19 protein-coding genes and 1 pseudogene are annotated in these 21,747 nt (G+C 36.3%); 11 read left to right on the top strand and 9 right to left on the bottom strand.

The features are described from left to right. Positions 1 to 70: 70 nt before the first annotated feature. Complete coding sequence (locus MKX65_RS13960; protein ID WP_160547060.1) at positions 71 to 259, top strand: cold-inducible protein YdjO-related protein; 189 nt, start codon at positions 71 to 73, stop codon at positions 257 to 259. 30 nt (positions 260 to 289) lie between these two features. Here the strand turns inward: MKX65_RS13960 and MKX65_RS13955 are convergent, their stop codons facing one another. From MKX65_RS13955 to yhfH, 3 genes are all read right to left on the bottom strand, one after another. Then, positions 290 to 541 (bottom strand): transcriptional regulator SplA domain-containing protein, encoded by a 252-nt coding sequence (locus tag MKX65_RS13955; RefSeq protein ID WP_340904094.1) that lies wholly within the window; start codon positions 539 to 541, stop codon positions 290 to 292. Positions 542 to 1,371: 830 nt separating this feature from the next. After that, positions 1,372 to 3,186: an oligoendopeptidase F gene (gene pepF, locus MKX65_RS13950; protein ID WP_340904092.1), complete on the bottom strand. Its 1,815-nt coding sequence runs from the start codon at positions 3,184 to 3,186 to the stop codon at positions 1,372 to 1,374. 146 nt (positions 3,187 to 3,332) lie between these two features. Beyond that, positions 3,333 to 3,470 (bottom strand): protein YhfH, encoded by a 138-nt coding sequence (gene yhfH, locus MKX65_RS13945; protein WP_160547063.1) that lies wholly within the window; start codon positions 3,468 to 3,470, stop codon positions 3,333 to 3,335. 267 nt (positions 3,471 to 3,737) lie between these two features. Here yhfH and MKX65_RS13940 point away from each other — a divergent pair, with 267 nt between their 5' ends. Next, positions 3,738 to 5,900 (top strand): PAS domain S-box protein, encoded by a 2,163-nt coding sequence (locus tag MKX65_RS13940; protein ID WP_340904089.1) that lies wholly within the window; start codon positions 3,738 to 3,740, stop codon positions 5,898 to 5,900. A gap of 41 nt (positions 5,901 to 5,941) precedes the next feature. Here the strand turns inward: MKX65_RS13940 and MKX65_RS13935 are convergent, their stop codons facing one another. Further along, positions 5,942 to 6,664, bottom strand: coding sequence for a hypothetical protein (locus MKX65_RS13935; protein WP_160547065.1), 723 nt, complete (start codon positions 6,662 to 6,664; stop codon positions 5,942 to 5,944). A gap of 135 nt (positions 6,665 to 6,799) precedes the next feature. Here MKX65_RS13935 and MKX65_RS13930 point away from each other — a divergent pair, with 135 nt between their 5' ends. The 8 genes and pseudogenes from MKX65_RS13930 to MKX65_RS13895 all read left to right on the top strand — a co-directional run bounded on the left by MKX65_RS13930 (position 6,800) and on the right by MKX65_RS13895 (position 15,511). Next, the gene (locus MKX65_RS13930) at positions 6,800 to 7,222 is read left to right on the top strand and encodes a hypothetical protein (RefSeq protein ID WP_160547066.1); all 423 of its coding nucleotides are present in this window, start codon (positions 6,800 to 6,802) and stop codon (positions 7,220 to 7,222) included. A gap of 119 nt (positions 7,223 to 7,341) precedes the next feature. After that, positions 7,342 to 7,608 (top strand): annotated as a pseudogene (locus tag MKX65_RS13925) (beta-eliminating lyase-related protein); the annotation flags it as partial. 533 nt (positions 7,609 to 8,141) lie between these two features. Continuing rightward, complete coding sequence (locus MKX65_RS13920) at positions 8,142 to 8,834, top strand: CAP domain-containing protein (RefSeq protein ID WP_160547099.1); 693 nt, start codon at positions 8,142 to 8,144, stop codon at positions 8,832 to 8,834. A gap of 143 nt (positions 8,835 to 8,977) precedes the next feature. After that, the gene (locus MKX65_RS13915; protein ID WP_160547100.1) at positions 8,978 to 10,618 is read left to right on the top strand and encodes a DUF6044 family protein; all 1,641 of its coding nucleotides are present in this window, start codon (positions 8,978 to 8,980) and stop codon (positions 10,616 to 10,618) included. 20 nt (positions 10,619 to 10,638) lie between these two features. After that, positions 10,639 to 11,682, top strand: coding sequence for a glycosyltransferase family 2 protein (locus tag MKX65_RS13910; protein ID WP_160547067.1), 1,044 nt, complete (start codon positions 10,639 to 10,641; stop codon positions 11,680 to 11,682). Between the two features lie 95 nt (positions 11,683 to 11,777). After that, positions 11,778 to 13,805 (top strand): AAA domain-containing protein, encoded by a 2,028-nt coding sequence (locus tag MKX65_RS13905; protein WP_340904084.1) that lies wholly within the window; start codon positions 11,778 to 11,780, stop codon positions 13,803 to 13,805. Positions 13,806 to 14,218: 413 nt separating this feature from the next. Next, complete coding sequence (locus tag MKX65_RS13900) at positions 14,219 to 15,190, top strand: VOC family protein (protein ID WP_160547068.1); 972 nt, start codon at positions 14,219 to 14,221, stop codon at positions 15,188 to 15,190. Between the two features lie 126 nt (positions 15,191 to 15,316). Beyond that, positions 15,317 to 15,511, top strand: coding sequence for a hypothetical protein (locus MKX65_RS13895; protein ID WP_160547069.1), 195 nt, complete (start codon positions 15,317 to 15,319; stop codon positions 15,509 to 15,511). Between the two features lie 38 nt (positions 15,512 to 15,549). Here the strand turns inward: MKX65_RS13895 and MKX65_RS13890 are convergent, their stop codons facing one another. The 4 genes from MKX65_RS13890 to MKX65_RS13875 all read right to left on the bottom strand — a co-directional run bounded on the left by MKX65_RS13890 (position 15,550) and on the right by MKX65_RS13875 (position 18,328). Beyond that, complete coding sequence (locus tag MKX65_RS13890; protein ID WP_160547070.1) at positions 15,550 to 16,548, bottom strand: inorganic phosphate transporter; 999 nt, start codon at positions 16,546 to 16,548, stop codon at positions 15,550 to 15,552. A gap of 14 nt (positions 16,549 to 16,562) precedes the next feature. Continuing rightward, complete coding sequence (locus MKX65_RS13885; RefSeq protein ID WP_340904078.1) at positions 16,563 to 17,180, bottom strand: DUF47 domain-containing protein; 618 nt, start codon at positions 17,178 to 17,180, stop codon at positions 16,563 to 16,565. 221 nt (positions 17,181 to 17,401) lie between these two features. Further along, on the bottom strand, positions 17,402 to 17,932 hold the full coding sequence (locus MKX65_RS13880; RefSeq protein WP_340904076.1) for a MerR family transcriptional regulator: 531 nt from the start codon (positions 17,930 to 17,932) through the stop codon (positions 17,402 to 17,404). 135 nt (positions 17,933 to 18,067) lie between these two features. Next, a complete protein-coding gene (locus MKX65_RS13875) occupies positions 18,068 to 18,328 on the bottom strand; it encodes a DUF2533 family protein (RefSeq protein ID WP_340904075.1) in 261 nt (86 codons plus the stop codon). Positions 18,329 to 18,564: 236 nt separating this feature from the next. Here MKX65_RS13875 and MKX65_RS13870 point away from each other — a divergent pair, with 236 nt between their 5' ends. Beyond that, positions 18,565 to 21,120, top strand: coding sequence for a helicase-related protein (locus MKX65_RS13870; protein ID WP_340904074.1), 2,556 nt, complete (start codon positions 18,565 to 18,567; stop codon positions 21,118 to 21,120). 3 nt (positions 21,121 to 21,123) lie between these two features. Here the strand turns inward: MKX65_RS13870 and MKX65_RS13865 are convergent, their stop codons facing one another. Then, positions 21,124 to 21,606 carry a ribonuclease H-like YkuK family protein gene (locus tag MKX65_RS13865; RefSeq protein WP_119710614.1) on the bottom strand — a complete coding sequence of 161 codons (483 nt, stop codon included), beginning with the start codon at positions 21,604 to 21,606 and terminating at the stop codon, positions 21,124 to 21,126. Positions 21,607 to 21,747 lie beyond the last annotated feature (141 nt).

Genomic DNA, 21,747 nt, shown 5'->3' with positions numbered 1-21,747 from the left:
TTTAAAATATAATAATTTGTACATACTAAATAAAAAGAACGAAAGAATCTCTAGAATGGGGGCAATTGCTATGTTCTTTAACAGAAAAGCTCAAGAAGAAAAACCGGAAGATATTTTAATGGATATTGAAGTGTATACATGTGCTGATAACGATTGTATTGGTTGGATGAGAAAAGAGTTTGCAAGCTCCGATTTAAAATGTCCATTGTGTGGACACGACACAACAATGGAAGTTAGAGAGTTGCCTAAAATCAATTAGTGATTAGAAGCAAGGCGTTGCCTTGCTTCTTTAGTGTGTATCTGTATTGTAGTAGTGGTCATTAAATGCTTGTTCAGCAGCAGCTTCAGAAGCAAATAGGGCATCGTCATCTTCGATTACATGAAAGGTCTCATTTAAAAATAAAGCGACTCCACCGGGATTATGAGGATGTTGTACAATTTCAGCCGCTCTTATATTAGATACAGTCGGAGTATGTGGGTTATTATAAATCACGAACACCTCATCACCTACTTTGACCTCTTTTGGATTGACCATTTCCATCTCATCATTACCTCCTTTTAGTTAATGAACATATATATATCGTTCTCATCAAAATCAAGTGTTATTCTTCCAAAAGGGATGGGAACGTTCACATAACTATCACAGTTAGGGAGAGTATCGCTTTTTTCAGGTGATATAATAAGAGTGTAAAGAAAAACAAATAAAAAAAGAAAGGAGTTAACATTTTAGGAGACTCAACCATATAGTGTTCGTTCCGTAAGTAAGTATATGAGAACGAGTAAACTATAAAGTCCACGCATAATTTGTGAAGCGGTGAAAAGAGAGGAAAATGTAAAGTCCCTACAATTTAATCACTACTTATTTAGTAAAAAGTTTCTTAGTAGGTAGCAAAGACTTGATGCTGAAATTCTCATTTTAAGTATTGTAGCTATATTGTGTTATGAAAATATAGTTACGAGAAGATAAAAAGGGGGTAGAAGCCAACGCCTTGGGTTAAAAAGTAGACCAAAAACGGAAAATTTGGCCATGGAAATTACAACTTCCTTTATAGAATTCTAATAAAGCTTCCATTATGTGAATGAAAGATAAAATTAAAACTTAATAAGGCTGTTTGTTATTCGAAAGGAATACCTTCTCACTTCTCGTAGTAAGTGAGACCATCCAACGTAATCCTAAAACGGAACAAACACACATCAGCATAGTATTAAAAGAGCTTAACCTTGTTATTTGGAGTAGGAAAATAACTAAACCGGAAGCAAAGCTGATGAAAAATGGTTGGGTCCCCTAAGATGTTGACTTTCTCTCTAGTATAGCTAGAGAGTTTTTATTTAATCTAAAAAGCACAGATTACGTAATCTGTGCCCGTTTTATTATTGATAGCTTGCTTCTAGTTCATCAATTAATGTACCTACGTAGCTTACGGCCTTCTCAATAGGGGAAGGTGTTGACATATCAATTCCAGCCTGTTTTAGTAACTCTAATGGACGCATCGTCCCCCCAGCTTTTAACACCTCTAGCCATCGCTCAACAGCCGGTTGACCTTCTTCCTTTATTAACTGAGCCATAGCAGTTGAAGCGGTTAAGCCAGCGGAATATGTGTATGGATATAGTCCCATATAGTAATGTGGTTGTCTCATCCATGTAAGACTTGCTCCTTCATCAATTTCCACTGTATCTCCCCAGAAGTCAGTTAGCACATTTGCTTTTTGCTCGCAAAGTATTTTTGCTGTTAATGGCACCCCTTCCTCAGCTAAACGATAAACTCTTCTTTGGAATTCTCCCTCCAATAGATGTGTAACAAAGTTATGATAATACGTTCCTAATAATTGTAATAGCACCCAGCGCTTCATTTGAACATCATTCGTTTGAGAGAGCAAGTAGTCACCTAAAAGCATCTCATTCATTGTTGATGGGGCTTCAATAAAATACATGGATGGGCGAGTATTCATCATGCGTTGATTTTTGTTTGCCAAATAAAAGTGTCCTGCGTGTCCAAGCTCATGGGCAAGGACAAAAGCACCTCTCATGGTGTCTGTCCATGTTATAAGAATATACGGGTGGGAGCCGTAAGGGCTAGAACAGAATGCACCGGTGGATTTCCCAACATTATCAGCTAAGTCAACCCATCTTTCCGTTAATCCTTTTTTCATAATGCTACTATACTCAGGTCCCATTACTTTTAATGCTTCTAAGATTACTTCGCTTGCTTCCTCATAGGTCGTAGATGGATTAAAAGATGGATCTAAAGGTGCCTTTAAATCACAGAATCTCATCGTTTCAAGCCCAAGAACACGTTTTTTTAACTGAGCAAACCTTCTCATATGCGGAGCAAGCTCTTTTTGAATAACATTCAATTGATTCTCATAGGTAACTTTCTCAACTTTTTGTGGATGCAAAAGCATATCTGTTACAGAGTCATAGCCTCGTAATTTAGACAAAGCGACTTGTTTTTTTACTTCTGTTGCATACACAGCAGCGTACGTATTTTTGTACTTGCTTAATGTAGATACAAATGATTCATAGGCATTTCCTCTCACTATTGGATCTGGTGAAAATTCATATCGGTCTTCGAATAAAGCGAAGCTATTTGGTAACTCATTTCCTTTGTCATCTAAAAACGAAGAAAAAGTCATATCGGCAGATTTACTTGTTTGATAAATTTGGTAAGGTGCTCCATGAACTTCTCCAAGAGCAGCAAGTACTTGTTCAGTTTCAGGGGATAAACGGTATTTTTTTGTCTCTAGTAAATCAGCTAGCATATTCTTAAAAGGAAGGAGATTAGGTTGTTCTTGTACGAATTGTGAAAGTGTCTCTTCGTCAAGTTTTAATAATTCTGAATCAATAAAAGATAATGATGAGTTTATTTTGGAAAGTAGCGATGAAACCTTTCCAATATTCGCCTGGTTGATTGGATTTGTTCCATCTTCTGATTGTTTTAAAGAAGCAAAAGTAGAAATTTTTATTAACTTATGGGTTAGCTTTTCACGTTGTTCTAAACATTGAAGTAACGTAGCGGAGTTTTCGGTTACTTTTCCTTTATAAGCATCAAATAGACTTAGATCATTTTCCACCAATTTGAGATGGTCTTGCCAAGTATCTTCTGAGTCAAACAAATCACTTAAGTCCCATGTTAAATGCTCGGGTACCTCTTTACGTAAATACCTTTTTGAAGATGTTTTCTCCATTTTCCTTCCCCCTAACTATGTATTTCGTATTCCTAAGTATATACAGTGTTAGTATACATGATTTTAAAGGATTTTTCTAAATATTTTAATAAATCAATACAAAAAAACGGTGAGATTATCTAACCTCACCGTGCTTAGTTTACATTTTATTCTTCCATTTTTTTTGAAAGGCATCTGTCACATTCTAAGAAGTACGATTCAGCCTGTTCATGTACCTGTTGACCACACTCGGGACAAACCTTTTTGGGTAATGTTCGGAAAAACTCAACTGGACTTATTAACATTTTTACTCCTCCTTATATAATACAGAATAATTAATTACCTCTTGTTATAGTACAGTATACACGAGGATGTTAAAAATGTGTAGACTCTTTTCTTGAAAAAATCAAAATTTTTTTTAAATAAGTGAAATGTACTGATTTATCATTTTTGGTGGGAAAACAAAAGAAAATAATTGTGACAAAAAACAAAACTTTTTCTTTTATATACGGTATCTATCCATTAAAATCAAGTAGATATAAATTGTTTCTGAAAAGGAGGCATTTCTTTTTATGGAAGAAATTATTGGATCGTACAATCCTATTTTAATTTTTTCTGCATTTATTTTAACGATAATGGCTTCCTATACTTCAATGAACCTTGTTGCAATGCTTCATACCTCCGAAAGAAATAGGAGGTTTTTATTGATTGCCGGTACCTTATCAATGGGTGTTGGTATTTGGTTAATGAATTTCATCGGAATGCTTACTATAGATGGAGCGGAGTCCTTTCATTATCGTATTCCACTTATTTTGCTATCACTAATTGTCGGTATCATCTTTGTAGGTCTTGCGTTTTATACTGTAACAAAACATCACTTTCATAAAACTAGTCTGTTATTAGGAAGTATTTTTATGACATGTGCAGTTTTATTCGTTCATTTGGTTGGGATGCTAGGACTAGAAATCGTATTTTCTTATGATCCAATTATCCTTATCGTTGCTCTTGTTTTGATGTGTGCATCTTTTTGGTTCGTTTTTTGGATGTTGTTTTTCGCTAAAAACTTTTCGGTTAGTCATCGTATTTGGATGAAGCCTTTAGCAGCTTTAGTATTAACGATAGCTATAGTGGAAGGACATTTCTTACTTGTAAAATCAGCTGAAATTATAAGATTTAAAATTACGGATCCGATAGGGAATATATCCGATGAACGGTTATTTATTTATTTTGTTCTTTTCTTATCTATTGTCATTTTAATAGGATTAATTTCGTCTTCCGCTTTTATCAGTAGAAAGTTGGCTATTACAGACACAAATCTTAAAGATATTACAGCCGCATTAGACGAATCTTCCATTGTTGCTATTACAGATCCAAAAGGGAAAATTACCTTTGTTAATGACAAATTTGTTGAAATCTCTAAGTATCAAAGAGAAGAGCTTCTCGGTATGGATCATCGGATATTAAATTCGGGCTACCATCCACGTAGTTATTTCCAACAACTTTGGAAAGAGATTAGCTCAGGAAGAGTTTGGAAAGGAGAAATCCGAAATAAAGCGAAGGATGGAAGCTTCTATTGGGTCGATACGACCATTGTTCCGTTTCTAGGAAAAAACGGCAAACCGTATCAATATGTTGCGATTCGTCATGATATAACCAATAGAAAATTAGCAGAAGAGAAATTAAAAGAGTCGTTAAAAGAAGTTAATGATATAAATTTTGCTTTAGATCAATCCTCCATTGTTGCTTTTACAGATGAAAAGGGAAAAATTACAAAGGTGAATGATAAGTTTTGTGAGATATCTAAATACTCACGTGAAGAGCTTATTGGGGTAGATCACAAAATCTTAAACTCGGGGTTCCATTCCAAAGCTTACTTTAAAGAGTTGTGGAGCACAATTGGGAACGGACATGTTTGGAAAGGTGAAATTAGAAACAAAGCAAAGGATGGAACATATTATTGGGTTGATACAACCATCATCCCCTTTATGAATGAAAAAGGGAAACCATACCAATACCTTGCAATAAGAAATGATATTACTGAAAGAAAGAAAACAGAAGAAACACTTCATCGTCAAGATAAGCTAGCTGCTGTTGGTCAGCTCGCTGCCGGGGTGGCCCATGAAATAAGAAACCCTCTTACTTCTATGAAGGGATATGGAGAGTTTCTATTAGAGGATGAGACCGATCCACAAAGAAGAGAATTTATTGAGATTATTCTTGATGAGATTGGCCGTGTAAATACGATTGTTGAGGATTTTATGGTTCTTGCCAAGCCTAAGGTAGTAGAACTTGAAGAAAAAAATATTGTCAAAATAATAAACAATGTACTCTCACTATTAGAATTCGAAGCACGAAAAAAGAATGTGAAAATGAGTTTTGAAGCAAATGAAGATATCATTCAAATTGAGTGTGATGAAGATAGACTGAAACAGGTGTTTCTAAACTTTGTAAAGAACGGTATTGAAGCTATGCCGAATGGTGGGGAATTAACCGTTAAAGTAAGTGTCGAGGATAACCAAGTACAAATCTCAATTCAAGATACGGGGGTTGGGATACCAGAGGATAAGCTCAAAAAGATTGGTGAACCGTTCTATACAACCAAAAAGGAAGGAAACGGCCTAGGGTTAATGGTTAGCTTTAAAATCATTGAAAGCCACCAAGGGAAAGTATATATAGAAAGTGAAATAAACAAAGGCACCACCTTTAATATCATATTACCGGCAAAAACTGCTTAAGCTTAGACCCCAGTCATTTTTAGACTGGGGTTTTTTCGTTATTATTTTTGTTCATTTTTTTCTTTTTGTACAAAAAATCGATGAACGGGTTTTGCAACTTTGCTAAAGTTCGTCTCTATTTTTTCTGCCAAGTGTGAGGCTCTCTCATAAATGGCCGTCTTTAAATAATCGAGTTGTCTTTGGATTTTCTCCGAAATGGCTTCTTGATGGTCTAACCTTTCCATAACTGTTTGATGAAATACCTCTTGTAACCCCATTTTTTCTGAAATCTCTTCATACATATTTTCATGCACTTGTAGTTGTTTAGTTAATTCAACTGTTTGTTGCTCGTGTGATGACAGTGTTGAGTTAAGCTCGAGTAAACGTTGATCTTGTAAAGATAGTTGATCCACCATCGCTTCATGCATTAGCCCTTCTTTTGTAATTTCATTAAGGACAAGTTCATTTTCTTTTTCAAGCTTACCCAGTCTCTCAAGGATTATTTGATTGGTTTGACTTTGTTCTATCATTATTGATGCAATCTCGCGTAAAGATTGTTCTGATCGGCTGATTTCTTGTAGTAACTCATTAAATTTAATCTGCTGAGAGGAGGTGGTTTCACTAAGTGTACTATGAAATAATTCAATGGATTGTGATAAAGTTGAGTTAGTCATTTTTTGACTTTGCAGGACGTCTTCAAAGTAGGAGTACCGGAATATGGTCTGATTGGAATTTGGTTCTCCATGGTTGGATAGTATTAACGGATTTTCATTATTTAACGGCATCAAATCTCTCCTTTATGGAATTAAAAGTAAATAGGTGGAATCCTTTATTTATGTTATGATAAGTTGCGGTTATTTGTTTATCGGCGTTCTGCAAAATTGTGAAGTTAAAATGTCTTTAAAATAAGGGGGCATTTTGTGGATTTATTCTCTTTAGATTCTACTGTTGAAACAAATGATATTAAGTTAACAGTTAACTCGGAGATATTGATGTTTTGGATTCATTTTTCTTCTTTTCACTTGCATTGGCGTGGGTATGAGGTGGAAGAAAACGAGGATATGGATGATGTAGAGAGGGAGCATCTTCACCATGAGTTACAGTTCTTTGATTTTCTATACCACAAGTTTTTAATGTATGTTCCGGAACCTGACGGAGGAGGAGCACAGTTGGCTGCGATATCCCTTCCGCTACAGGTGGTTGAAAAAGTCTTTTATGAACTAGATGATTTTATTCAGTATTGTCAAGTTCATGGAGAGAACGAATTATTAACAATAGCTAAGAATTATAAATCCATTTTCACTACATTGTTTCAGGACATTAACCCAAATACATTTCATTAAACCTGAGTCATTACCAGAACTGTTTTTAAGATCTGGTTTTTTTTTTCAAAAATAGTGGAACAAGTTTTATAATTTAGAAAAAGAAATGAGGGAGGCTGCTTTTAAATAAAATAGGTGCAAAAAATCAAATACCTGTACACGTGGATGGAGCTAGATTGTTTAATGCAGCCGCAGCTTTGGGTGCTTCTGTAACAGATTTTACGCAATACTGTGATACGGTACAAGTATGTTTATCAAAAGGGCTTGGCGCACCTGTTGGTTCTATTTTGGCTGGAAATAGAGAATTTATTGCTAAAGCAAGAAAGTGGAGAAAAAGATTAGGTGGAGGATTACGTCAGGCTGGAATGATTGCGGCACCAGCGTATGTAGCCTTAACAACTCCTCGTTGCAAACATATCAGCAGTAACATCAAAATAAACATCACCTGAGATAGCCTTTACAAGGTTATCTTTTTTATGTCATTTTTCCTTGTTTATGCCATTTTTATTCTCGATTTTTCCCATCTATGTTTTGTCTCGAAAAAAGAAACAATACATATGTAACACTTATTTACTAAAAGGAGGGGTTTACATTGAACAAGCGTCTACTTTCTGTAGGTTTTTCTTTAATGTTGCTTACTGCTTGTAACAACAATGCAGCTGAAGATACTAATAACCGCACAACGGGTACTTCGGATGTAGGATTTACAAGTGACCAAGCATCAAGATATACAACAAACAGAACTCAACGAGTGAATAATACTGATATGAATCCTCTAGTTCGGTTAGGTCGAGGAGATCATCAATATCATATGGACTCCGATTACCGAGGCGGAAGAGAGATTGGCCGTACAGATGTGGGAACTAACCCGTCCCCAACCGATGATTATCGGTATGTGAAAAAAGGTCGAGGAGAGAACCGAGGCTTTGGAGCAGCTGGAATGAACGGGTCATCAAACGAACAAGGCAAATCTAAATCACTAGCACATAACGGTGACATATTAAAAATTAAAACAGGCGTTATCACAATTGACCCTAATGCTTATAGTACTGGTACACCAAGTGGGAAATATCCACATAGCCAGATTATTAAGCAAGGTCAATGGAAGATTGTTACTGGCCAAGCTGGACAGCAACAACCAACACAACAACAGCCGCAGGCGACACAGCCACAACAAGCTCCAACACAAAATCAAAACCAAGCAGCTCCTGCTGACCAAGCACCAGCACCAAAAACTACACCTGCTGCTGGGTCCATTAGCTCAATTGAGTCGCGAGTAATTGAGTTAACAAATGCTGAACGTAAAAAAGCTGGTTTACCTACGCTTCAAGCTGATACTAAACTTAGTAACGTAGCTCGTGAGAAATCACGTGATATGCAACAAAAAGGGTATTTTTCACATACGAGTCCAACTTACGGCTCTCCATTTGACATGATGCGTGATTTTGGAATTACGTATCAGAGTGCTGGAGAGAACATTGCAAAAGGACAGAGAACTCCTGAGGAAGTTGTCCAGGCATGGATGAATAGTGAAGGACATCGTAAAAACATTTTGAGTGGTAACTATTCACATATTGGCGTTGGTTATGTAGAAGCTGGTAACCACTGGACCCAAATGTTTATAAAGAAGTAGTAAGAATGCTCCCATCATGGGGGTATTTTTTAGGTAAATAAACAAAATGGAATAATTATGGTCATAATGCAAAAGTTAGGAATGGAGCTTTTTTGAATGAGGTGGCTAGTTTGTTCAAATCTTCAACTGTTTTTGAGCGAAGAATGTTCGTATTTGCATTAATAGTAATAGCTATTTATTTACTACCTTTATTTGTTCTAGGAGAAAATGCGCATATACGAGTTCATGATAACTTGGATTCCAATCTTGCTTGGTATAAAGTCCTTTCCCGTAGTGGGGAACTATTTGGAGAGATTGATGCTGTAATCCCACAAGTTATAAATGGACTGCCTAGAAATGCCTTTGGAACCGAATTTAGTGGAATCGTTTGGCTTCATCATTTTCTTCCAACGATGACGGCGTATGCTATTAGCCAGGCGATCACACGTATTTTTGCATTTCTTGGTATGTACTTATTGCTTCGAGATTACTATGTGCCAAAAAGTTCTGATACGGTGATTCGTATAGGTGTTGCATTAGCCTTTGCGTTAACCCCTTTTTGGCCATCAGGGATGTTAAGTACACTTGGTATGCCATTGGCATTATGGGCATTCCTTAATGTTCGAAGTGGAAAGAAAACTTGGAAAAACGTCATCATTTTTACTTTCTTACCATTCTATTCTAGCTTTGTATTAGGTTTTTTCTTCTTTATGGTAGCGATGGGGATCTTTTGGTTTTACGAGCTTTTGACGAGAAAAAAGCTTCAAATACGATTTTTTCTTTCTATCATGTATATGACAGTGGTTTTTTTACTTGTAGAATATCGTCTAGTTAGCTCCTTCCTCGTTGCTGGTGAACCAAACAGTCGAGATGAGTATATTCATGCCACTCTTCCATTATGGCGCGTGATTCGCTTAACTTTTAAGAATTTCATCCTAGGACATACACATGTGATGACCGTTCATGGTTTAGTCATCCTTCCAATACTCTTTATTGCTCTTTTTTTAGTATTAATAAACAAGAGTTGGAAAGAGCATAAAGTGTATCTTACCTTATTCGTTTTAAACTTTTTCTTATCCCTTTGGTATGCATTTTGGTTTTATGAAGGCTGGGCTCCAATCGTAGAAAGATTTCATTTTTTGAATACCTTTAATTTCGCGAGGTTTCACTTTCTTAGACCGCTTATTATTTATATCAATTTCGCACAAGCTTTGTTCATTATTAAGTCCTACATTCAAAAAAACGGATATATTCGCTACATCCTTGTTGCACAGATCATGCTGTTATTTGCCTTTAATGAAGAAATCATTAATCATCGAAAGCCAACCGTAAAACAATTTTACGCAACAGAACAATTTGAGAACATAAAAGCGTATATAGAAAGACCGGTAAACGAGTATCGTGTGGTAAGTATTGGCCTTCATCCAGCAATTGCACAGTATAACGGTTTCTACACACTGGATACGTATAATAACTTTTATCCTTTAACTTATAAGCATCAATTTCGAACCATTATTGAAAAGGAATTAAGTAAGAATAAAAAAATTAAAAGGTATTTCGATGAATGGGGAGGAAGATGCTATATTTTTACAGCCCAAATGGGAAAGCATTATATGGTAAAAAAGAATTCTTCTAAAACTTTAAAAAATTTGCAGCTTCAGACATCCAAAATTAAGGAGTTAGGTGGAGAATACGTATTTTCAGCATTGCCTATTAAAAATGCGGATGAAAACAAATTGCAGCTTGAAAAAATATTTCAATCGGACAGCTCTGCTTGGACCATTTATTTATACAAATTATATTAAACAGCTAGGAGGACCATATTTTGAACTCAACAAACGTAACAATTGTTGTACCTTGTTACAATGAAGAAGAAATCTTACACAAAACCTTTTCTGATTTATCCAACTTGTTGACTAGTATGATTGATGATGGGCTAGTTTCTCCAAAGAGTAAGATACTGTTTGTAGATGACGGCAGTAAAGACCAAACATGGAAACTAATATATAAAGAAACGTTAAAGAACGGAATGATTAAGGGAATCAAACTGTCTAGAAATGTAGGTCATCAAAATGCTTTATTAGCCGGTATTCACATAGCAACAGAGTCATCGGACGCTATTATTACGATTGATGCAGATTTACAGGACGATATATATGTTATGCGAGAATTTATTGAGAATTATCAGTTGGGATATGATGTGATCTATGGTGTAAGGGAGAAGCGTGATTCTGATACATTCTTTAAAAGATTTACAGCTGAATCATTCTATAAGTTAATGAACAAAATGGGAGTAGAGCTTATATATAACCATGCGGACTATCGTTTATTGAGTAAGCGTGCAGCAGAGTACCTACAAGGATTTGAGGAAGTGAATATGTTTTTACGGGGAATTATTCCTCTCCTTGGATTTCAATCTACAAAGGTTTTTTATGAAAGAAAAGAACGAACAGCAGGTGAAAGTAAATATCCTTTACGAAAAATGCTATCGTTTGCATTTAATGGTATTACTTCCTTTTCAGTTACTCCGATTCGGTTAGTTCTCGTTGGAGGTTTAGTTTCTTTTTTTATCAGTCTTTTCTTTGCACTTTATTTTCTAGGTTTAAAATTTTTTGGAAATACAGAGCTTGGCTGGACTTCCCTTATCACCTCTATTTGGCTGATTGGTGGTCTTCAATTAATCGCAATTGGGTTAATAGGGGAATATATCGGAAAAATATATAAAGAGTCCAAACGCCGTCCAAAATACATCGTTGATATTGATATGTTCAAGCTGCCAATCGGACGAAACTTTGCACTTGATGAGGGGCAAGAGTTGTTCAAGGATGATGCTATACCCATTCAAAGCTTATCTGAATATAACAATTAAACCTATTTTTTTGTATCCATAAAAGCTATAATATGAGCTCGGGAAAAACTCAGTGTGTAAGCTCTGAGTTTTTACTATTAATATAGGGGAAGACAATGATGGCAACGTATTTACAACTTTGGCAAAAAGCACTACAAATAGAGATTTCATATTTGAAAAAGTACGGTAGCACAAGGTATCGCCTTACTCATGGCTACGCGATTAACGAGAGGGAACCTTTTATTTATTATTTTAATACGGCATCAACTACAACGAGTATTCCAATTGGGTCTAAAGTAACATTATGGTGGGGAGAGCGAAAAATAGCTGGTCGAGTTTTATCATCAGAAGGGAAAAGTATGATGATAGAACTTGAACAATATATCGGAGCTGTCTTAAGTGAACTCATGCTCCAATATGATCCATGGGAACTTTTAGACGAATTAATTAATCGACTTCAAGACATTCGTTCAAGCAAGAAGAAAAGGGCAAGGATTCAAAAAATGATGGAGCCAAGTATGGTACCGCTGCATCCGATTGAAAAAATAAAAACGAATGTACATGAGCTTGTGCTCAGGTCAAAATATAATCCGATTACCTTTGTTTGGGGTCCTCCTGGAACTGGAAAAACCTATACACTTGCAAGGGTTGTTGCCAATAAATATTTAAAAGGGAAAAAGGTGCTTGTGTTATCTCAGAGTAACCAAGCTGTGGATGTGTTAATGTTAGAGCTCCTGCGATTTGTTGACAAACAAAATAAGCTCCAGGTTGGAGAGCTTCTTCGATATGGATCACAAGTAAGTGAAATATTACAGGATACTCCTTTAACTATTGATTATTTATTAAAAAAACATCACCCTGAACTTTCAGAGCAAAGAGAAGAAATGAGAACGGAGAGGCATTTACTAAAAAAAGATTTAGTAGGTTCTTTCTCTGCAAGAGACTCTCAAACACTTTTAGAAGTAGAAAAAAAGTTAGTTCAGGTTCTAGATAAAATTCGTACGAAAGAAATGATGTTTGTAAAAGATGCGGAGGTAATTGGTACTACGCTCGCAAAAGCTGCCTCAGACCCCGCTATTTATGAAAAGGAATATGATCTGGTTATTATAGACGAGGTAAGTATGGCATATATCCCGCAAGTTGCATTCGCAGTTTCTCTAGGGAAAAGAAGCATTGTTTGCGGTGACTTTAAACAGCTACCACCCATTGCACATGCCAATCACCTGCTAGTAAATGAATGGTTAAAAGAGGATGTGTTTCATAAGTCTGGAGTTGTAAACGGGTTGAAAGAGGGGGCGTTGCATCCTCATTTATTTTTATTATCGGAACAAAGGAGAATGCATCCAGATATCTCAGCATTCACAAACCAATTTGTTTATTTGGGTCTTGTAAAAGATTACAAAAGTATGTACACCATAAGAGAGCCAATCGCAAATAGAGCTCCATTTCCAAAGATGGCATCGATTTTATTAGACACGAGTCATATGGGGGAGTACTGTATGCGTTCCACTTCTGGGTCGCGATTTAATTTGTTACAGGTTTTGCTCTCATTTCAGGTCATTCATGAATTATATATGGGTGGTTCTAAAAATATAGGGTATACGACTCCTTACCGTGCTCAAGCAGAACTAATGGATACACTGTTGCAAGATTTATACAATCAGCAGCTTCAGAAGGGGGAGATTCTATCTGCAACGGTACACAAATTTCAAGGAAGTGAAAGGGAAGTAATGGTTCTTGATACGGTTGATTCCTTTCCTGAAAGTAGACCGAGCATGTTATTAACCGGGAAAGAGAGTGAGAGGTTAATTAATGTAGCAGTGACAAGGACAAAGGGTAAATTTGTTCATCTTGCTAACCGAAATTACATAAAACAGAAGGTATACCGAGATAAAACGTTTCGAAAGTTAGTAGAATTTCAGGAAAGTAACAATCAGCTTATTACTTCGGCACAAATAGGTACCTGGATAAAAAATCAACATGATCATATAACCTGGATGCATGCGAAAAAACTCGAGAAATTGATAAGCGATGTAAAGTCAGCCAAATCTGAAATTCTCGTTTCTCTTCCAAAAGGAAAAGAATTATCAAATGAGTGGATCCGGCATCTACAAGGCTCTTCCGTTAAGCTTATTATTAGATAAGAAGAGAAACAACCACCATTTCCTTTTGTCATGATTGATAAGAAGATACTTTGGGTTGGAGTACCTTATGACGCTACCAATGGAACATTGCCACCATTTATATCTATCCGAGTCTATTCAGAAAGGCTTTGCACCTATTTTTTATCACAGTTATAGGAATAAAAAAAGAAAAGACCCCCGTAGGAGTCTTTTCTGCGTATTGCGGCGACGAGACTACACGCCACATTCGTGTATTCCAATAAAGGAGCGTCTCTCGACTTATGCAATTCAGCTCATCGCTTCATAACTATAGCACGTCTTAACATTTAGTACAAGAAAAATTTATTTATTTGCAATCAGATGCAAAATAATGCACAATAAAATAAATACCTTTAAATTGAGATATTTTAATTAAAGATAAGGGAGTGCTAATAATGGAGCAGTTATTACCTTTAAAAGGACATCATCATGTATCCGCCATAACAGCGAATGCAAAGGGAAATTATGAATTTTATACAAAAACCCTAGGTTTACGACTTGTGAAAAAAACCGTAAACCAAGATGATACGTCTGTCTATCATTTATTTTATGCAGATGAACGAGGGAATCCAGGCACCGATCTGACGTTTTTTGAAATACCTAACGCAGGTCAAACAAGATACGGTACAAATAGTATCTCAACTACTTCTCTACGTGTTCCATCAGATTCTGCGATTCAGTATTGGAAGGTAAGATTTGATTCCTTAGGTATTGAATACGAAGAACAAAACGTATACAAAAGATTATCTCTTGCATTTAAGGATTTCGAAGGGCAAAGATTGATGCTTGTATCAGATGAGAATAATCAAGGTGTTAAAGGGGGAAAACCTTGGGAGAAAAGCCCAGTTCCCGTTGAACATGCGATTATAGGATTGGGCCCTGTGATGTTGACCGTAGCAAAGCTTGAATCTACTGCTCTGATTCTATCTCGGGTTTTAGGATTTAAAGAAGTAGGAACCTATATGCTTCAAGATAAGAAAGTGACAGTATTTGAAACCGGGTTAGGAGGATCTGGAGCCGAAGTACATGTCCTTGAAGAGTCAGACCTTCCAGTGGAAAGACCAGGACGCGGAAGTGTACACCACGTAGCATTCCGAGTGGAAAATGAAGAACAATTGCGAAAGTGGGTTCAGTATTTAAAAGAGTTGCGAATTGCTAGCTCAGGATTTGTTGAAAGATACTACTTTAAGTCTTTATATTTTCGAGAGGCTAATGGAATCCTATTTGAATTAGCAACGGATGGTCCAGGTTTTGAGGGGGATGAATCATTTGAGAATCTTGGTGAACGTCTCGCTCTTCCTCCATATTTTGAAGCACAAAGAAGTAGTATTGAAGCTAAGTTAAAGCCTTTAGATACAAAAGAATAAAAGTGTTAAAAGATGTCCATAAAAAAGGGGCATCTTTTTTGATAGACAATGTTGTTTATACTGATATAATTATGTTAGCAAATGCTAGCAGATTGATAAAAAAGTACTAGGAGGAAGGTTGTAGGGATGGGAGAAGAGAAAAGAGTCCAGCTTAATGTACGAGTGACAAAAGAAACATTAGAAAAACTCGATGAAATTGTAGAGTATTATCAGCAACATACAAAAATCGGTAGAGTATATAAAGGTGATGTGCTTACTGATATTATTGATAAATCTTATGAGGTAATGAACAAGCAAAAGAAAAATATTAGAAAAATATAAAAAACTTCGAGTCGTGAACTCGAAGTTTTTATATTGAATTAAAAAATCATATTAAGAACAAAATAGCAAAGTGCTGCAATAGTTGCTGAAATAGGTAAGGTAATCACCCAAGTAATTAACATTCTTTGAGCTGTACCCCATTTTACACCCTTCAGACGGTGAGAAGCACCCACTCCTAGAATAGAAGACGAAATAACATGTGTAGTACTTACTGGTAGGTGAATATAAGTAGCACCAAAAATGATCATTGCTCCAGTTAAGTCAGCTGCTACTCCATTAACAGGTCTAATTTTCATGATTTTTCCACCAACTGTCTTGATGATTTTCCAACCACCAACACTTGTTCCTAATCCCATGGCTAACGCACAGGAAAATTGAACCCAGAAAGGGATATCTGTAGAAGTAGTAAACCCGTTGGCAATCAATGCCATCGTAATAATCCCCATCGCTTTTTGAGCGTCATTTGTTCCATGTGTATAAGCTTGAAGAGCAGCTGTGAAAATCTGAAAAGTACGAAAGTTTCTATTCGTCTTCGTTAGGTTATTGTGTTTAAATATCACCTTAAATAGGCTATAAACGATAAATCCAGCTACAAATGCAATAATAGGAGAAAAAAGTAATGCCTGCAAGATTTTTAAGAATCCAGTATAATTCAGCGAAGTGAAACCTGCAGCTGCAATGGCTGCACCCGCAATTGATCCAATAATGGCATGTGATGAGCTACTCGGAATTCCATAGTACCAAGTTAATAAGTTCCAGAAAATCGCTGCAATTAAAGCAGCTAATATGACAAGCTCACCGTTTTGTAATGTAAAGGGATCGACAATATCCTTTGTTATCGTTTTTGCAACCCCGGTGAATGTCATCGCACCTACAAAGTTCATGACCGCAGCGAGGATGATTGCATGCCTTGGCTTTAACGCTTTTGTTGAAACTGATGTGGCAATTGCATTTGCTGTATCATGGAATCCATTAATAAAGTCAAACGCCAGTGCACCGATTACTATCAAAATGGTTATCACAAATAATGCATCCATATTAAAACGTCCCCTTATGCATTTTTCATGATGATGGTTTCAAGTGTGTTTGCCACGCCTTGACAGCTATCAGCAATCTCTTCAAGTTCTTCGTAAATTTCTTTGTATTGAATCACACGAATTGGATCTTTTTCTACTGAAAATAAATGCTTGATTGACTGACGAAGGATTCCATCACATTTTGACTCATAGTCTTTAATTTTGATCGCATGTTCACGAATCGATGGAAGCTTTTTTGTTGAAAGCAGTTCAACCGATTGCTGAATTTCAATCGCACAGTTTCTGATAGCCTCTACAAACTTCACCATAAATTCGTCAGCTTGAGTGATATTGTACATTTCAAACATAGCTGCACAATGCTCAATTCCATCGATTACATCATCCATACTCATAGCTAAAGCAAGGATATCTTCGCGCTCAATTGGAGTAATAAAAGCGTTATTTAATTCTTTTATTACTTCGTGTACATATGTATCTCCTTTAGTTTCATAATCCTTTAATGTTTCGGAGAATATTTTTAGATCGCTCACATTTTTTAACTTGTAATCAGCGAAATAATCTGCACCTTCTTTAAGGTTTTGTGCAATGCTGCTTAACAAAGTATTAAATTTGTCTTTCTTCTTGAAAACCATTATGTAACCTCCAGTTATATATCACTTCATCCAAACGAGATTAATTTTATACGAAAACTATTAAATAGGAAAGAATTTTGTCGAAAAAATATATGTTTTTTCACAATTCGTTCATTTTTTCTACAATATCAAGTTTGCTGAGCTGAATAATTGATTTTTATACCCTCGTATTCTTTGTAATTAGTCTCTCTAAAAACACAAAAAAAAACACATCTTAGATGCTAAGAGCTGTGTTGGGTGGAAGAACGGAAAAGACTTTGTAGAATCCAGTGTTTTTTCTTTCTTCGGGGTTTTATATTTATAGGTTGTTCAGAAGGAGTAACAAGGGTTGAAGGAGATACTTGCTGAGCTTCTAATTCACGAATTCTTTCTTCAAGTTTTTCGAGGGTAGCTTGCATTTCTTCCATTTCTCTTCGATGTTGGAGTATCTGATATTCCACGACCTGGTCCGCCTTTGACTGTACAATGGACTCTAGACATTTAATACGATTAAGAAGAACCGAATCATCATCATCCATGGATGTATGAACAGTGCCTCTTCGTAAATAGTCTTTACCAGCTGAAATCTCAGTGTAAACGAGTAAAGCTTCGTTTTGTTGCTCTTTATAGGTTATTAAAAGGTCAACGTCTTCTTGCCGGTAAGTGAAATGACCCATCTCATTTTTCTCTAAGTTAAGTTTTAATTGTTTTACCCAACGTTTTACGGTACTTGAAGAAACACCTAATTGTTTTGCAACCGAACTCGTATTCATATTCTCAACTCCTTTATAGTAATGTTCGTCTTTAAAAATTGAATTCCTATCTCGGCGACAAAACTTCTTTTAATTCGTCAAAAGAAGTGCAATTTTTTAAAACAAAAAGCAGAAGGTCACGGCCTTCTGCTTCACTTATTTTCGTCTATTTGCATATTCTTCAACCATTTCCTTGGTTACAAGTTTTCGAGGTGGAAGATTTTCAATTTTTTTAGAAAGTTTGTTCATTTCAATTGTAATAGAGTTAATGTTGTCGGTAGTGAAGGGAAGGCCTCTTTCGAAAAGAGATAATGCTTCCTCTATGTAGAATTCCCGTTCCCGGTCAAGATTTGCGTAATGGGTTAAAATAGCGTTTAATTTTTTCGCATGATCAGATAATGCTTTATGTACACTCACAGAAATTCGCCCCTTTTGTTATTAAAAATGGTGCCTGCAAAGCAGACACCAACTCCCTCCGTCCGTACATGGTTAAGTGTCCCGCAACAAGCGAATGTTCGGAGGGAGCAACATAATCATAGCATCTTTTTTGAAAGGAAGCAAAGGTCAATAACAGGATAAAAAGCCATAGGATTTAAAACAATATGAATTAATGGTATGGTTAATTGATTAGTCGGTTATTTGGAGGGTGAAAAATGCTATTACAAAAAATACATGATGAAAGTATTGTACATACAAAAATGAAGATCCATCAAGATATTGAGTCATTTTTTGAGCAACAGGAAGAGAGGCCTACCTTTGAGGAGTATTTACGTGCAAGAGGTCATTATTTGGATCAAATATGGGTAAATGTTTGGCTTACAAGAGTGTCTAACCAGGTTCCCCGAGTAGATAAGAGAGATTTTTTACAGGACCGTGGGATTGAAACAGAGGGAATGGCTAGAAAAATGATTGACCACCTGTTCCGAACAGAGGTCAGAGATTATGAACCATTTAAAGTAACAGACTGGCTAGAGGAGACGTACGCTCAGGAATACGAAAAATGGGATGATTTGTACAATCATACGATGGAGCAAGTACAAAAAAGAGAAGAAGTGACTCAGAAATTAATAAAAAAGGAATCAGTTCTAGAAGCGATAAAGGAAAAGGCTTCGGATGTATTTTTAAGCGGCTATCAAAGTATTTATTTGTATATAAGATATTTAATTGGTTTACAAATGAAAGCAGACCTTCAATCTAAGCCTAGATATAAAAGGCTCGATACATATGCGCTTGAAGAGAAGCTTGAAATAGAAGGCAACTTTGATGAGCTTCATGAACAGTCCCTTTCTTATTTTTTAGATGAGCTAACAGGGGATATCCAGAAAACAAATTATGATGGCAGGTTTTATTATGAATATGAAACCTACGGAGACTTATACAGTGCCTTTGTTTGGAAAAATCTTATATCTCTTGCTCCATCAAAAGTAATGACTAATCTTGATGATGAAACGAAAAATGATTATATCCAGTTAACCGGGCAAGCACTTTCGAAATCAAAGATGAAGGAGCTTGTGGAAGAAGAGCTTGAGTCTCTATTTTCTAAAATGGTTTCTGAATTAGAAAATGAATATATTGATCACTTGTTACAAGCAGTGGATACACCTTATGATCTTGATTTTCATAGCAAATTATATGAAGAACAAAAAGCAGAAAGAGAGAAACGGAAAGCCGAAGAGGAGGCTGAACGACAAAGAAAGATTGAAGAAGAAGAACGGATGATGGACGATATATTTGGTAGGGAATATGGAGTGATCTATGATCCAAATGTTGAATATGTCATCCATGTAGGAGAAACAAATACAGGTAAAACACATCATGCTCTTGAAAGAATGAAAAGAGCAACAAGCGGACTCTACCTTGGACCACTTAGACTTCTTGCACTTGAGGTTTACGATAAATTAAATGCGGAAGGCATACCTTGTTCATTAAAAACAGGAGAAGAAGAGAAATTGACTCCAGGAGCAAGCCACATTGCTTCAACCGTTGAAATGTTCCATGAAAAAGATCGATATGATTGTATTGTCATTGATGAAGCTCAAATGATTACTGATAAGGATAGAGGATTTTCATGGTTTAAGGCGATTACGAAGGCAAGGGCTCGGGAAGTTCATATCATAGGCAGCAGAAATTCAAAAAATATGATTTTGCAATTACTAGGAGAATCAAAAACGGAAATTCATGAATATAAACGAGACATCCCACTTGAGGTGGAGGGTAATGAATTTTCCATCAAACATGTACGAAAGGGAGATGCATTAATTTGTTTTTCTCGACGAAGAGTGTTAGAAACGGCATCAAGACTTCAAAATGATCGTCATTCAGTCAGTGTGATTTATGGTAGCATGCCTCCTGAGACAAGAAAGAAACAAATTCAACAGTTCATTGAAGGAAAGTCAAAGGTCATCGTATCAACGGATGCAATTGGGATGGGTCTTAATTTACCAATACGTCGAATTGTATTTTTAGAAAATGAGAAATTTGATGGCACAAGAAGAAGGCTTTTAACTTCACAGGAAATTAAGCAAATTGCAGGGAGGGCAGGCAGAAAAGGTATTTATGATGTTGGTAAAGTGGCATTTACTAAGGATATCCGGCTTATGAGAAGGAAACTAGAACAAGAAGATGAACCTGTTCATACTTTTGCGATTGCACCTACAAGCGGTGTGTTAGAAAGGTTTCAAACGTATTATCGTGACCTTGGTACATTTTTTGAATTATGGGATCGCTTTAAAAATCCAAGGGGGACGGAAAAGGCAAGCTTAGCTGAAGAGCGGGAGCTTTACGAAATCGTAAAGGGAACTGAAATTGAAGCACGTCTTTCTTTACAGGATTTATATGGATTTTTACATCTTCCGTTTGCTTCAAGGGAGCAAGCTTTAATTCAGCAATGGTATGAGACCATTTTTGCAATCATTAATAACGAAGACCTGCCAGAGCCAATTATTAAAAAGCGAACTTTGGAGGACCTCGAGTTATCGTATAAGAAATTAGGATTACATTTATTGTTTTTATATCGCTTAGATCGGAGAACGGAGGCAATTTATTGGGAAAGAGTAAGGGATGAGTTGAGTGACGAGGTCCATGAAAAGCTTCAAACAGATGTTGGTTCTTTTGCAAAAAGATGCCGTAGTTGTGGACGTCATTTGCCCTGGAATTATGATTTTCCAATTTGTGACCAATGCCATGCAGCACGCTATAAACGGTCATAGTGATTATTTTGTATAACGATTCGCGTAGCTGGAGGCAACAAAGGAGTCAGGTTTGATCTTAGGTTCAAAACCCATGGATTCGATTCTTGTGACCATTTCTTCTACGTATTCACGGGTTTTGTTTCGCTGTCCTGAACCGATATCAATATGTCCTTCCATTGTAAATGAGGCACCATGGTATATATGGGGGAGAACGATATCGATAAGACGATTTTTATGCGCTTCGGTAAAAAGGGAGACAATTCTTTCGGTAAGAGTCGTTTCATAGGAAATCCGCTCATGGAGCTGTTTCATTTCCCTAGGTTCTACAACCTTTCGAATACAGGCCCAGGCACCTTTACCGATGTTTTGAATAACAACTCCACTAATAAAAAGGGTACGATTATGATGAACCTGAGAGTCTGTTCCAACCATTAGTCGGTAGTTTCCACTGGGGTGAAGCTGCATAAACGTAATTATTCTTTCAAATATATCTTCAAATGACATGTGATTTTCTTGAAGGTTTTGAAACAGAAATATGTCCTTTTGATTGTGAGACAAACCGCCACCTACTTTCGCATGCTCTTAGAAAAGTATATGGCTTATACTCGAGGAAGTTGTCATCTTTCTTTTTCTATAAATATTTAG

Source organism: Robertmurraya sp. FSL R5-0851, from assembly GCF_038002965.1.
Classification (GTDB): Bacteria; Bacillota; Bacilli; order Bacillales; family Cytobacillaceae; genus Robertmurraya_A; species Robertmurraya_A beringensis.
Note: the sequence above shows the minus strand (reverse complement) of the source record. Positions and strands in the feature narration are given on the sequence as shown.

Excerpts from the sequence above, each read along its gene's own strand:
- MKX65_RS13895 (WP_160547069.1), top strand. The coding sequence starts at position 15,317 with ATGGGAGAAGAGAAAAGAGTCCAGCTTAATGTACGAGTGACAAAAGAA.
- pepF (WP_340904092.1), bottom strand. The coding sequence starts at position 3,186 with ATGGAGAAAACATCTTCAAAAAGGTATTTACGTAAAGAGGTACCCGAG.
- MKX65_RS13885 (WP_340904078.1), bottom strand. The coding sequence starts at position 17,180 with ATGGTTTTCAAGAAGAAAGACAAATTTAATACTTTGTTAAGCAGCATT.
- MKX65_RS13955 (WP_340904094.1), bottom strand. The coding sequence starts at position 541 with ATGGAAATGGTCAATCCAAAAGAGGTCAAAGTAGGTGATGAGGTGTTC.
- MKX65_RS13960 (WP_160547060.1), top strand. The coding sequence starts at position 71 with ATGTTCTTTAACAGAAAAGCTCAAGAAGAAAAACCGGAAGATATTTTA.
- MKX65_RS13880 (WP_340904076.1), bottom strand. The coding sequence starts at position 17,932 with ATGAATACGAGTTCGGTTGCAAAACAATTAGGTGTTTCTTCAAGTACC.
- MKX65_RS13935 (WP_160547065.1), bottom strand. The coding sequence starts at position 6,664 with ATGCCGTTAAATAATGAAAATCCGTTAATACTATCCAACCATGGAGAA.
- MKX65_RS13915 (WP_160547100.1), top strand. The coding sequence starts at position 8,978 with ATGTTCGTATTTGCATTAATAGTAATAGCTATTTATTTACTACCTTTA.
- MKX65_RS13920 (WP_160547099.1), top strand. The coding sequence starts at position 8,142 with ATGAACGGGTCATCAAACGAACAAGGCAAATCTAAATCACTAGCACAT.
- MKX65_RS13940 (WP_340904089.1), top strand. The coding sequence starts at position 3,738 with ATGGAAGAAATTATTGGATCGTACAATCCTATTTTAATTTTTTCTGCA.
- MKX65_RS13890 (WP_160547070.1), bottom strand. The coding sequence starts at position 16,548 with ATGGATGCATTATTTGTGATAACCATTTTGATAGTAATCGGTGCACTG.
- MKX65_RS13900 (WP_160547068.1), top strand. The coding sequence starts at position 14,219 with ATGGAGCAGTTATTACCTTTAAAAGGACATCATCATGTATCCGCCATA.
- MKX65_RS13870 (WP_340904074.1), top strand. The coding sequence starts at position 18,565 with ATGCTATTACAAAAAATACATGATGAAAGTATTGTACATACAAAAATG.
- MKX65_RS13905 (WP_340904084.1), top strand. The coding sequence starts at position 11,778 with ATGATGGCAACGTATTTACAACTTTGGCAAAAAGCACTACAAATAGAG.
- yhfH (WP_160547063.1), bottom strand. The coding sequence starts at position 3,470 with ATGTTAATAAGTCCAGTTGAGTTTTTCCGAACATTACCCAAAAAGGTT.
- MKX65_RS13865 (WP_119710614.1), bottom strand. The coding sequence starts at position 21,606 with ATGTCATTTGAAGATATATTTGAAAGAATAATTACGTTTATGCAGCTT.